The organism is Scopulibacillus darangshiensis (genome assembly GCF_004341035.1).
GTDB classification, from domain to species: domain Bacteria; phylum Bacillota; class Bacilli; order Bacillales; family Sporolactobacillaceae; genus Scopulibacillus; species Scopulibacillus darangshiensis.
The window spans coordinates 140,006-152,609 of sequence record NZ_SLXK01000003.1 but is presented as its reverse complement, the minus strand read 5'-3'; the positions used below and the strand labels follow the sequence as shown (position 1 = coordinate 152,609).

At 43.9% G+C, this 12,604-nt stretch carries 14 protein-coding genes; 2 read left to right on the top strand and 12 right to left on the bottom strand.

The genetic code is table 11. The features are described from left to right. Positions 1 to 125: 125 nt before the first annotated feature. From EV207_RS04015 to EV207_RS03995, 5 genes are all read right to left on the bottom strand, one after another. Positions 126 to 662 carry a hypothetical protein gene (locus EV207_RS04015; protein ID WP_132743890.1) on the bottom strand — a complete coding sequence of 179 codons (537 nt, stop codon included), beginning with the start codon at positions 660 to 662 and terminating at the stop codon, positions 126 to 128. Next, positions 637 to 2,373 carry an ABC-ATPase domain-containing protein gene (locus tag EV207_RS04010; RefSeq protein WP_132743888.1) on the bottom strand — a complete coding sequence of 579 codons (1,737 nt, stop codon included), beginning with the start codon at positions 2,371 to 2,373 and terminating at the stop codon, positions 637 to 639. Before EV207_RS04010 ends, EV207_RS04015 begins: the two co-directional genes overlap by 26 nt. A 34-nt stretch (positions 2,374 to 2,407) precedes the next feature. After that, complete coding sequence (locus EV207_RS04005) at positions 2,408 to 3,580, bottom strand: MalY/PatB family protein (RefSeq protein ID WP_132743886.1); 1,173 nt, start codon at positions 3,578 to 3,580, stop codon at positions 2,408 to 2,410. 197 nt (positions 3,581 to 3,777) lie between these two features. Continuing rightward, on the bottom strand, positions 3,778 to 4,371 hold the full coding sequence (locus EV207_RS04000) for an HD domain-containing protein (protein ID WP_132743884.1): 594 nt from the start codon (positions 4,369 to 4,371) through the stop codon (positions 3,778 to 3,780). 70 nt (positions 4,372 to 4,441) lie between these two features. After that, positions 4,442 to 5,806, bottom strand: a complete 1,365-nt coding sequence (locus EV207_RS03995) for an FAD-binding oxidoreductase (protein ID WP_132743882.1) — start codon at positions 5,804 to 5,806, stop codon at positions 4,442 to 4,444. Positions 5,807 to 6,020: 214 nt separating this feature from the next. Between EV207_RS03995 and EV207_RS23860 the strand changes: the two genes are divergently transcribed. After that, positions 6,021 to 6,281 carry a serine hydrolase gene (locus tag EV207_RS23860; RefSeq protein WP_132744009.1) on the top strand — a complete coding sequence of 87 codons (261 nt, stop codon included), beginning with the start codon at positions 6,021 to 6,023 and terminating at the stop codon, positions 6,279 to 6,281. Here the strand turns inward: EV207_RS23860 and menC are convergent. From menC to EV207_RS03960, 6 genes are all read right to left on the bottom strand, one after another. Beyond that, positions 6,278 to 7,396: an o-succinylbenzoate synthase gene (gene menC / locus EV207_RS03985; protein WP_207902913.1), complete on the bottom strand. Its 1,119-nt coding sequence runs from the start codon at positions 7,394 to 7,396 to the stop codon at positions 6,278 to 6,280. The two genes, EV207_RS23860 and menC, sit on opposite strands and share 4 nt — an antisense overlap. Positions 7,397 to 7,409: 13 nt before the next feature. After that, a complete protein-coding gene (locus EV207_RS03980) occupies positions 7,410 to 8,219 on the bottom strand; it encodes a GNAT family N-acetyltransferase (protein WP_132743880.1) in 810 nt (269 codons plus the stop codon). 125 nt (positions 8,220 to 8,344) lie between these two features. After that, positions 8,345 to 8,833, bottom strand: a complete 489-nt coding sequence (locus tag EV207_RS03975; RefSeq protein ID WP_132743878.1) for a GNAT family N-acetyltransferase — start codon at positions 8,831 to 8,833, stop codon at positions 8,345 to 8,347. 33 nt (positions 8,834 to 8,866) lie between these two features. Further along, positions 8,867 to 9,406 carry a histidine phosphatase family protein gene (locus EV207_RS03970; RefSeq protein ID WP_132743876.1) on the bottom strand — a complete coding sequence of 180 codons (540 nt, stop codon included), beginning with the start codon at positions 9,404 to 9,406 and terminating at the stop codon, positions 8,867 to 8,869. Between the two features lies 1 nt (position 9,407). Beyond that, complete coding sequence (locus tag EV207_RS03965) at positions 9,408 to 9,929, bottom strand: GNAT family N-acetyltransferase (RefSeq protein ID WP_132743874.1); 522 nt, start codon at positions 9,927 to 9,929, stop codon at positions 9,408 to 9,410. Between the two features lie 46 nt (positions 9,930 to 9,975). Further along, the gene (locus EV207_RS03960) at positions 9,976 to 11,904 is read right to left on the bottom strand and encodes a S9 family peptidase (protein ID WP_132743872.1); all 1,929 of its coding nucleotides are present in this window, start codon (positions 11,902 to 11,904) and stop codon (positions 9,976 to 9,978) included. 215 nt (positions 11,905 to 12,119) lie between these two features. Between EV207_RS03960 and EV207_RS23855 the strand changes: the two genes are divergently transcribed. Further along, positions 12,120 to 12,380: a YesK family protein gene (locus tag EV207_RS23855; protein WP_424511345.1), complete on the top strand. Its 261-nt coding sequence runs from the start codon at positions 12,120 to 12,122 to the stop codon at positions 12,378 to 12,380. Here EV207_RS23855 and EV207_RS03950 read toward each other — a convergent pair. Beyond that, positions 12,375 to 12,563 carry a hypothetical protein gene (locus EV207_RS03950; RefSeq protein ID WP_132743868.1) on the bottom strand — a complete coding sequence of 63 codons (189 nt, stop codon included), beginning with the start codon at positions 12,561 to 12,563 and terminating at the stop codon, positions 12,375 to 12,377. The genes EV207_RS23855 and EV207_RS03950 overlap by 6 nt on opposite strands. Between the last annotated feature and the right edge of the window lie 41 nt (positions 12,564 to 12,604).

Below are 12,604 nucleotides of genomic sequence, written 5' to 3'. Positions count from 1 at the left end.
AACAACCACCTTCATTATCAATTTTTATATACATTATTATTAAAGATTATACTAATATTATACATTGTGCCGGATTAAATATAAAGTTTTTGATGCCTTTTTTAACATCACACAAGTTTGTATTTTTAAAAAGGCAAATCCTCATCTGAGACATCCAAATCTTTATCCTTGTTTTTATCTAAAGAACCATTGTCTTTATCATCACAATCCGCAAAGTCTTTCTCCCATTCTCTTATTTCTTTTTGCAGCTCTTCCTCAGCGCGTTTTTCTTCCCTTTCTATTTCTTCATGAGTTATTCCGAATGGTGCACCCCCTGGTGTGTAGCCTGCTATAAAGGCAAAAGTCTCATCGCTCCAATCATCATCCAGCAGGGCTTGTTTATGAGCATCTCTTCTTTCCTTCCGGAGTTGCCTTTCCCTTTGGCGTTCTGCCGTCGCACGTTTGACATATTCTTTTTGTTTAATGCTTACGGGATACCCAACCATTTCCAATTCTTTCAAAGCACATTCTAAATCAACCGCAAACCAATTTCGGTAGCCTTTAATAATATTTTTACCTTCATAGTTATCAACCCAAATCCTCGCTTGTTTTAATCTTGCCTCTCTCTTTAACCGTTTTCGCTTCGGTCCTAAGTCTTTATTCTTCTTTTTCTTTTTTCCCACTGCTAACCCTCACTCTAATATGTCTCTTCCGATTAATCGCCGCAGCAATCTCGAACCTTCGCGGCCTAGCTAATTCTCCCGGATGGCCCTTAAAGACTACAAAAGAACCAAGCCCCTCTTGATCCATCTTTGCCTCGATTAAGTCCAAAAGTGATGCCAAATCTTTAACGTTATTTAATACACTTTCCCGCTCTATATAATATAAAATCTCCGCGATCATTCGAGTCTGGCTCTCGTCCGCCAGCTGCTCAACTTGGCCCAGATTGATCGTATCTGATCCATATTGTATGGTGTGTTTGCCCCTCGTTTTCACACTGTTCTTTTTCCCTTTTCTGCTATCAAGGCTTCCGGGCATAATACAGCGGGAATTTATTCCCCCAAAGGAGCCGCCGCCCTCATTTTGCCTGTTAAAAACCATGTTTGCAGTGATCTCCTTTGCCTCTTTGGTTACGTCGAATGGGCTATAATTTTCCATCCTTATGACCTGATCTGCGACATCAAAATAGTCGCCTGTGCCGCCCATGACGAGAATCGTCGACACGCCATGGTTATTAAAAAGAGGTTTAATTTTATCGATGAAAGGTGTGATCGGCTCAGATGCTTTGGCAACGAGCGCCTGCATCCGGGCATCGCGGATCATAAAGTTCGTAGCGCATGTATCTTCATCCATGAGCAATGCATTTGCCCCTGCTTCCAATGCTTCAATGATGCCTGCTGCTTGTGATGTGCTGCCGCTGGCGTTTTCAGTTGAAAAACACGTCGTTTCTTTACCGAATGGTAAATTGGATATAAAGGGCGAGATATCGACGTGACTGACACTTCGTCCATCCTCCGCGCGAATTTTCACGGCAGAAGCATCCGTTATGACGAACTCCCTGCCGTCGCCCTCAATGTGGTCATAAATTCCCTTTTCAATGGCTTGCAATAGCGTGCTTTTCCCGTGAAAACCTCCGCCAACAACAAGTGTAATCCCTTTTTTAACAGCCATGCCGGATAATGGATTATCCCTGTGCGGGACAGGAATGCTAACCGTCTGTGTATCAGGACTCCTGAACGGGATCACTTTGCCCGATTTTAAAGGCCGTTCACTGACCCCGCTTTCCCTTGGCAAAATCGCATCATCCGCAATGAAAGCGAGAAGATCATTGGCTTTTATGTAGTCACGGATGGCTTCCTGCTGATCACAAAGCCTAACAACCTTATCTATATCATGTTGTTGCAAGGTAAAAACGGATTCGTCAACTATGGTTGGCAGTGATGTAAAAAACAGTTGTTCAGCCTGCTTCGCAAGTATGCGGCGTCCCCTTGCCGGCAAGCCGATTGATAAACAGATTGTAATGGCATCCTCTGAGATTGATACTGCACTTCTCTCAAGGACCTCTTGTCCAGAAGCATCAATCATAATCAATCCGCTTTTGCCGGTGCCGTGGGCGGATTGTGACTGTTTGCGGATCGCGCGATGGATAAAGCGGTTAACCAAATCCTCACAGCGGATTTTCCTTGGTTTGGTTTTAGTCCAGTCCGATGAGGCAAGGCTTGTTTTCGTTCTTGGTATCTCAAGTCGAATTTTACTTGGTGAAGCAAAAGGGTCACCTTGGACAGCGTCAATAGTCAGTCTATATTTTGAGAAGATGTACGAGCCTTTGATGTCTTTGTATGCTTTATAGCCTTTTCCATCGATACGATTTAAAATTGTTTTAAGTTTCTCCAAGGCAAACCCTCCAATTAAAATGGTAAAGCGTATACTAATGGTTTTTTACCGCTTGCTCCAATCTTTTCAATCCTTCAACTAATATCGAACGGGGACAAGCGAGATTAATTCGGGTGAACCCTGTTCCGCCTTGGCCAAAGATATACCCTTCATCAAAGGCAACTTTGGCTTTTTTAAGCATGAGTTCTTCCTGCTTCTTTTCCTCAAGATCTAATAGGCGACAATCAAGCCAGGCAAGGTATGTACCTTCCGGCTGGATGACTTTGATTTTTGGTATATTTTTACTTATATAATCGGTCATAAAGTCAAGGTTTTCTTTGACATAATCAATGCACTGATCAAGCCATTCTTCCCCATATCGATAGGCTGCCTCTGCTGCAACCATGCCCATTGCGTTCGGCATTCCCAATGAATACTTTTCAAGCTGAGCTGTATATGTTTCGCGAAGTCCATCATTTGGGATGATAATATTTGACGTTTGCAAGCTGGCCAAGTTAAATGTTTTGCTTGGCGCGGTACAAACAATTGCGTTATTGGCAAACGCCTCAGAGATTGTCGCAAATGGGACATGCTGATGCTCTTTAAAAACAAGGTCAAAGTGAATTTCATCGGAAACGACGATGCCCCCATGCTTAAGACAGATCTCACCTAACCTTGTGAGCTCCTCCTTGGTCCAAACCCGGCCAACAGGGTTATGCGGGCTGCAAAGGATGAGAAGCTTGACGTCAGGGTCGAGCTTCCTCTCCAGATCATCGAAATCCATGGTATAACGGTTATCCTCAAATTTTAAAGGATTAAAAACAAGGTCGCGACCGTGCTTGAGCACTACTTTGGTGAAAGGATAATACACCGGCGGTTGAATAACAACTTTATCGCCTGGTTTGGTGAAAGCGTCGACTATTAGGCTAAGCCCAGTTACAACTCCGGGACTATGGCATAACCATTCTTTTTTCACATCCCATTGGTGTCGCTCTTTCATCCAGTCGACAACAGCATTTAAGTAAGACTCGGATCTTGTTGTATAACCGAAAATCCCGTGTTCAGCCCGATTTTTCAACGCTTCAACAACTTCATCAGGGATCCTAAAGTCCATATCCGCCACCCACATAGGCAATATGTCTTTATCACCAAATAAATTTTCCGTTTCATCCCATTTTACCGAAGCTGTATTGAAGCGTTCAGTTTCAATGTTAAAATCATACTTCATATGATTTAACCCCCCCTTAATTATTTTTATTATAAATCTTTCCATATAACGATGCCTAACAAAACAAACGATAGTTAAATGATGGGGCTTTCTTTTTTTTATGATGGACAGTACAAATAGCTCATATTCGTTACCGTCGGCGGCCATTTTACCGATCCACGGGCATCATTCGCCCTCTTTGAAGCCGGTGCATCTCTTTATGAATCCTTTAAATAACCTTTTTCAACAGCACTGTCGATAAGCGATGTGATGAACTGCCATAGAACTTCGGAGCCGTCTTGCACAGGTTTATTACGGTCAAACACTTGTTGTTTTGTGACGCCGTGTTTCTTCCAAGAAGCACCCTCAGTCATATAATTAAGTAAAATCGGTTCAAACCGATCCATGGCATTTGCATATTGCGACTCGATTGTTCTTCTATCCTCAAATTCCAACCATAACTCGTACATTTCCTCGCCCTGTTCCTTAGGCAGCATGCCAAAAAGGCGCTTAGCCGCCCGCTCCTCCCGCTCGCGCTTATCAGAGTACCCCGCTTCGTCGTATGCAAAGGTATCGCCTGCATCGATTTCAACGAGGTCATGAATGATTAGCATTTTCAACGTCTTAAGAAGATCAAGGTCCGGCTCGTTTGCATGCTCCTGTAAAATAAGAGCCATCATGGTTAAATGCCACGTGTGCTCGGCATCATTTTCCCGCCGTGAGCGATCAACTAATATTGATTGGCGATAGACTTCTTTTAGTTTATCAATTTCAACGATAAAATCGATTTGCTGTTTTAATCTTTCATTCATAAGTAAAGTCCTCCATAGTCTAGGTTGCTTTATGTTTAATAGCCTTCCATATAAAACGATATTCCATTTCCTAAAAAATCTTTCCAGGATTAAGGATATTCTCCGGATCGAGCGCTCGCTTTATCGATCCCATCACATCCACCGCCGCGCCATGCTCCATGCGCAGGAATTCTCTTTTTCCCATGCCAATGCCATGCTCACCGGTACAGGTGCCGCCTCGCTCCAATGCGTAGGCAACGATTTTGCGATTTAGATCCTTATAAGCAGCAACCTCCTCAGCATCATTTGGATCTATACCAATCAACACATGGAAGTTCCCGTCACCCACGTGACCGAAAACAGCGGCGGCTTGGAAGTGATACGTGTCAACGAGCCGACGGGTATCGGAAATCGCCTGGGATAATTCAGAAATTGGCACACACACATCTGATGACGTCAGCCGTTTGCCTGGTACAAGGTTGACAACGGAGAGTGCTGCTTCATGGCGAGCATGCCACAGAAGATTTCTGGCTTTTTCATCTGTTTCAAATTGAAATGTCACACAACCTGCCTCATCAATTATTTCTTTTGTAAAGCGGATGTCTTCCTCAACTGCAGCCTTGCTGCCGTCAAATTCGAGGAAAAGGGACGGCGATTCGATGTAATCCGTATCACTGAATTTATTAACCGCTTCGATGGTTTTTTCATCAACAAGCTCCATTCGTGCCACGCGAATTCCTGCTTTAAGGATATTCTCAGCTGCCTGGCTCGCCTCTTCAACCGTTTTAAAGACCGCCTTTCCAGCTTGGATCACCTCAGGTATGCCGGTGAGTTTCAGTGTGATTTCAGTAAAAACACCAAGCGTCCCTTCTGAACCGACGAACAAATCCTTCAAATCATAACCTGCTGATGTTTTGAATGACATACCGCCAGTCCGGATGATTTTTCCATCGGCAAGCACAACTTCGAGCCCCAGGACGTTTTGTCTCATCGCCCCATATTTGACGGTGTTTGTGCCGCTGGCATTCGTAGCGGCCATCCCACCCATAGAAGCATCGGCACCCGGATCAACCGGGAAAAATAAGCCGTATCTCTTCAAGTGTTTGTTCAATTGCCTTCTGGTTACGCCCGGCTCGACTTTGACAATAAAATCATCCGGTCTGACCTCAACAATCTTATTCATTTCCGTAAAATCCAGACTGATGCCGCCTTTAATAGGAATCGCATGGCCTTCGAGACTGCTTCCGGCTCCATAAGGAACGACCGGTATATTATTTTTATGGGCATAGACGACAACCTGCTGGACCTCTTCCATCGTTTTCGGGAAAACGACAAGATCGGGATTGGATGGCTGATGATATGTTAAATCTTGGCCGTGGTTGTTAATAACCGTTTCGTTAGCTGTCACTCTTGTGTCGTCTTTAATGATAGATCTTAAATCAGTAAGTAGCTGCATATCAATCTCTCCTTAGAAAATCGTACATTAAAATAACCCCCACTTAAAGTGTTCGATTTTTTAAAGGGATTGTCCTCCCTATACTTGTTTATAAAATACTTTCAAAGGATACGAACATATATTCTGTACATTTGATTAATAAAAGTGTAGAATATTCTTAAAAGGTTGTGGAGGAGTAAATTTAATGGAAAAAGAAGAAAGTCAGCCTTAGGACATAGAAGCGGTACTGAATCATTTTCATGTTCCTGGTATTGAAATAGCTGTTTTCCAAAAAGGCAAAATAGTGAGAAGCGAGGGCTACGGGGTGTTGGAAGCTGGGACACATCGTAAAGTTAATGCTAATACCCTCTTTCATGCCAGCCCAATAAGCAAGATGGTCTCAGCTATTGGTGTTCTTCGCCTAGTCCAGGAAGGTGTGTTGGGTCTAGATCAGGACCGAGTCTTTAGTCCCGGTCCTAGCCCCTTCTTTATTTAAACATCAAATACATCCTTTGAAACTGTAAAAGCGTCTAACGCCTCTTGATCAATCGCATAGCCAATGCCGGGTGTTTGCGGAACTTCTATAACGCCATCACGAACAATGACTTTAGGTTCAATGATGTCCCTTTCCCAATAGTGCGATGATCCCGCGGTATCACCCGGCAAGATGAATTGGGGTAATGAGGTCAGAGCGATATTGTGGGCCCGCCCTACACCGGCCTCAAGCATCCCACCGCACCAGACGGGCATGTCTTTAGTTCTGCAATAATCGTGAATCTGTTTGGCGACAGTCAAACCGCCGACCCGGCCTATTTTTACATTTATTATTTTACAGCTGCCAAGAGATATCGCGTGTTTGGCATCATCCAAAGAATGGATGCTTTCATCCAAACAAATTGGGGTCGTTAATGCCTTTTGCAATGCTGCATGATCGACAATGTCATCATGTAAAAGCGGCTGTTCTATCATCATTAGATTATAGTGATCCAACTGTTTTAGATGATCAATGTCTTTTAAAGTATAAGCTGAGTTGGCGTCCGCCATCAGCGGTGTTTCCGGAAAAGCCTCACGCACTCTTTTTATCACATTAACATCGAAGCCGGGCTTGATCTTTATTTTGATCCGCTTGAAACCTTTAGCGATCGCATCACCGACCTTTCCAAGCAACAAGCTAATATCTTTTTGGATGCCGATGCTGATACCGACGTCAATCTGCTTTTTCTCACCGCCCAAGGCTAGTGAAAGCGGCAGGCCTTGTTCCTTTGCATAAAGGTCCCAAATCGCTCCATCGAGAGCTGCCTTTGCCATATTGTTTCTCCGTATCGGGGAGAAACGTTCGCTCACCTCATCGGGATGTTCAAGCGGTCGTTTACGCAATAATGGTATCAGAAAATCCTTAATCACATGTTCATTTGTTTTGACCGTCTCTTCCGTATACCACGGAGCGGAAAACGCAACGGATTCTCCCCAGCCGCTTTGGCCTTCCTTGTTAACAGCTTCAACAATGAAAAATTCCTTGTCCTGCAGTGTTCCGAAACTTGTTGTAAAGGGGTTTTTCATCCGCATTTTAACTTTACGCAATATTATTTTTTCTAGTGGAATCACTGCCATAACTAGACTCCTATCATAAATTTAATTGTGACCTTTTAACAAAGAGATAATGGCATACATTCGGGTCTTGGCCCTTTAATATTTCAGCCGCAACAAAACCATTGGCTATCAACCGCTGGAAGTGAGCTCGGGTTTTCATTCGCCAGTCTTTCGCCAAATCCGGCGCTTCTTTTTTTATCTTTTGAAACATGGTGGGCAGCGGCACGAGCCATGAATCACTTTGGTCTAACGGGCCGCCGTCTCTATCATCCAGAGCGGGGAAGCCGGCCTGCTGTTTGAGCCCGGCAAGCAGTGGGGACTGGTCTTGAACCCTCCCCTTTTCACGTACGTGGGGGCTGTCAATCCACCACTCCACAAGAAAGCGGTCGGTCGGCAAGCCATTATTTAAAGCATCGTCCAATTCACCGTAGAGATTTTCTACGTATGATGCACCTATCCCATTCAGCTTGGTAAGATTAAGCGTAGCATTTACACTCTCCAGCGGATCAAACGTCCAGGTAATCAATTTATACCCTTGTGCCAGCGCTTCATCCCTTTGTCTAACCTTTAGAGCATAACCGATCCCCTGTCTTCTGTAGTCACTATGTATTCCTGTCGTATGGGAGCATAAATAGATCTTGCCGTTTTTAAATCCAGGGAACCCATAATTGAAACCGACCAGCCTGTCCCCATCATATCCGCCAAGTATGATCCCGCCATTTTTTGCTGCTGTCAGAGTCTGATGAACCGGTATAATGTCTGATTTCCAGACATGTTCCTCTAATTGCTTGACCGCTTCCAGTTCGGTGAGGTTGTTCAGTTTTTTAATTGTTATGTCCGCCATTTTATCCCTCCGTCCCATACTCGATCTTACCATTAATTTATCATAGTGATGTCGATAACACTATAGCTTGCGTCACTTCTTCAACCCTACAAGATCTCCTCGCAAAAAAAACCCAAGCCGAACGCCTAAGGGCGATTCGGCTGTAAATCCAAAGTCATTATAATAAACTCATTGCCTCGGCTGAGGAAGGGCTCACCTTCCTGTTTAAAACCTGCTTTCGTGTACAGCTTGATTGCGCGCTTGTTAAATGAAGCGACGCTAAGTCTGATTCCTTTCGGATTATACTCATTTTTTGCAATGTCCATGCCTGTTTGGAAAAAGGACAGCCCTAACCCCTTTCCGGTCAGTTCCGGCTTCATGCCGAGACCAATATCAATGACGTGTTCTCCCTGATACAGTCCTTCTTTTCTTCCCCCGGGCACTTGTGCATTAATGCCGAAACAGTAAAAGCCAATCAGCGCGTCATGTTCATCCCGTGCAGAGTAGCACGACCCATCCATAAATTCGTTGATTGTTTGGGCGCTGTCATCCAGGTCATAGAAATTATATGGTTCTTCGTAACGCCACTGGGTGAGTTCAAAGGCTTCCTCCAATGTCATCTTAGTAATTTTCATGATGTCCTCCTAAGTTGTATTCATCGGCTTGCTTCAATGCAACAATCTTTTAATGTTCACTTTCCGTCCCTCAATATTTAATTCATAAACATCCGGATTGGTTAACTTTTCCCAATCAGCAAATCCTAGGTCCTGATTAAAATGTTTTAAAATTAATGCCAAAAGGCAGCCATGGGTGACAACTGCTGCCGAGGATTCGGTGCGTCCCATAATGCTTTCAATAACAGCGACACCTCGACTCATCGCCTCCTGTGATGATTCACCGCCTGGATAACTTAAATTCAAATCAGTAAAGGTTGCTTTTAACCGCTCATACCAATCATCCAGAGGCTCATCCGCTAAGATTCGTTCAATCAACCGTTCATCGGCAACAACTGGGATACCGGCCTCCGTTGCAAACGGGGCGATGGTTTCCATCGCCCTCACATACGGACTGCTTACAATGTATTGAATATCTTTCGGTTTAAGAGCTTCTGCTAGTTCCTTTGCTTGCAGCTTTCCTTCTTCCGTTAAATCAGCCGTTTCCGCTTGACCATAAGCACGGCAATGTCTTATCAAATAGATCTTTTTCATATTATTCGGTCCCATCCCATTTTGTCATCCGATAATCAGCCACCTTATAGCCAAATGAGGCATAAAGCTTAACAGCAGCAAGATTATTGCTGGTACAGAAAACCTCTCTGCGGCTGATGCCTTCTTCCCGAAACCATGCTTCCCCTTCCTTTATCAATTGGGAAGATAGTCTCCTCCCTTGATAATTCGGATCAATGTATATTTCGTTAATCACGCCGCTAAGCTTGCCAGTATGCCAGTTCGGGCGAATTTCAACGTAAAGGAAACCAACGGGAACTTCTTCCGGGGCGTCAACCAAGACCCACATCCGGCAGCTTTTCTTGCTATACTTCTCTCGCAATTCCTTAGCGTATGAATCCGCTTCAGCCCTATCAACCAATGCCTGATCCGACTGCTCTTTATTATAAGGCTCACCGTTAATTTCCGCCCAAAGCCTAAAGTGCTCCTTCATTAATTCTAAATGAAAGTCGATCACTGTCTTTTCATCGGTTTCAGGAAAATAGTCTCTTAATGTTATGCTCATCTCTCATTCGCCGCCTTTATTTATATATGCTTTCAAGACCATTGGTTCATGACCGCCAATTGTCAATCCCGATTGGTATAATGGACCGATCGACGTCAAAACCAAAAATTTGAGAATAAAAATACAGTTCATTTTCCATCGACCGCTTGATATTTTCCCCTTTACGGAATCCGTGCCCCTCACCTTCAAACATGATTAAGGCAACAGGAACACCTTTTTCACGCAAAGCATCTGCCATTCGTTCAGCCTGATTTGCTGGCACTACCTTATCCTCAGTGCCTTGGAAGAAAATGACCGGACTTGAAAGTTTATCGGCCAAATGGATGGGTGAACGTTGCTTATAAATCTCTTGTTTTTCCGGATAAGGACCAATTAAGTTATCTAGATACCTAGATTCATATTTATGAGTATCTTTGGCCAGCAGCTCTAAATCACTGACACCAAAAAGACTCGCTCCCGCCTTAAAAAAGTCATAGAAGGTGAGCGCCGATAATGTTGTATAGCCGCCGGCACTGCCGCCCCGCACCGCTGTCCTATCCGGATCCGCTTTCCCCTGATCCACGAGATAACGGGCAGCATTGATGCAATCTTCAACATCGACAATGCCCCACTGGCCATTCAGACGCTCGCGATAAGCACGGCCATAGCCGGTACTCCCGCCATAATTGACATCCAGGACAGCAAATCCCCGGCTCGTCCAATATTGAAGTGCCAGACTTAAAGTAGATGCCGCCGCGGATGTGGGGCCTCCGTGACTATTTACTAAAAGCGGCGGCCGTTCACCCTCTTCTGCTCTATAATCTTTATTTTTCGGCGGATAATAGATGGCATGAGCAGTGAGACCATTTTCAGTTGGATATTCGATCATTTCGGGTACAGACAGGTAACCTTCACTAATAGTGACAGTGAACGAACGCTGCAGGATCGTTTGCTCCATTGTCGGCAGGCTAAGCGCTACGACTGCGTTGGATTCTATCGGCGAACCAGCAATAAATGCCGCCGTAGCACCGCTTATTCTTATGCTTCCTATAAAATTATAAGGAAGATCTATTGGTGACATCTCGCCATCGTCAATGGTCAAACGTCCCATTGACCATTTGCCGTTTTGTGTATAAGAACATAGGATTTCTTTGGCTGAAATAAAATCATATGAGGAGGTTCCTAGAGTGGACCTCGCCGTCCCAAACTCAGCCTCCATGCTTAGAATCGGCCTTATCTTTTCGTTATCATAGACATACAGGTTCCACCAGCCCGAACGATCTGATGCGAAATACAATTTGCCATTTGGCGACCATTTTGGCTGAATAATAGATTCTTCTTGTCCGCCGGCTGCCCGTTTGGCATTCCCCAAAGTACCATCATCATGGCAGGCTGCAACCCAACATTCCGTGCCATCCCAAGGCATATTCGGATGGTTCCATGTCAGCCATGTGAGCTTTGACCCGTCAGAATTAAGCCTTGGTGAGCCATAAAAATCATTCCCGGATAACAAAACGTGTACTTCCCCATCATCTATGCCTATCCTCACAATTTCATTCCTAGGCTCCCCATTTGAGGATGAATGGTCTTCGCGAACACAAATAACCTGATTTCTCTTTTTATCAAAAATACCATCGGCATATCTCATTTGTCCTACGGGTGTAATCGGTACTGGCTCCTGCCCCTTTGAAACCTTGTATAGCCGCTGATCCTCAAGATTTGAAAAATAAACCGTCTTGTCATTAACGAAAAAGTTGCCGCCGCCGTATTCATGGACCCTTGTCCGCACATTCCATGGTTTTGGCGTCACATCAGATTTAATACCATCTGCAGATTGATGGACAATGACACCCCGACCACCTTCAGAAGGCCGGAATTCTAACCAATAAATATCCTTCCCTTCAAGCTGAACCTCTGATAACATTACCGCATCGGAAACAATTAGATCTGTTGAAATTGGTGATTCCCATGACCCATAAGGCTTAATTTCAGGCATTATTAACACCCCTTCCCTTTCATTTCCTTTTGACAGATTACTGTTAATAAAATAATAAGTTCTTTAAAATAGGACTAAATTCCTTCACCAAACAAATGATGGGATAATTCAGTAAATTCCGTTACCTGGCATAGTGGTTTGCCATTAGGAATAGCCCTATAAAAAAGGGAAAAGTGAGGTGGACGTTCTTGGAGATTGAAATCGTTATAATATGCATGATCTGTGCTATATTTGTTGTCAGCTTATTTCATCATATACAAAAGAAAAGGACGAACCGAAAAAATCTCAGTTACGTCATATTCATCCCTATGCTCATATTCTCTCTTGTTCTTTTTCCCATCAGCTTTATTCTTGTTGGCGGCTGGCACGGGTTATTCTTGGCAGCAATTGGTGTCTATTTATTTTTCACATCTGTGAGCGCCCTTATTTTCGCCACGATACTGAAAATATTCTCTAACAGAAAAAGAAAATTATAATAAAAAATTGCCGATCAATGCCATAATAAAAGCAACTAGGGTGAACCCTATAAAAAAGTAACCAAGATACCGAATAGGTTTGGGTAATTTGTTGAGACTTGAATGTTCCGTTGGGTAGCCGTCAATTTTCGTTAAATGTTCCATTGCATCATTGAACGGCTTTTTTCGGTCCTCTTCATCCATAATAACACCCCTCAATCCTTTCATTCCTACTTCGCTCTAAC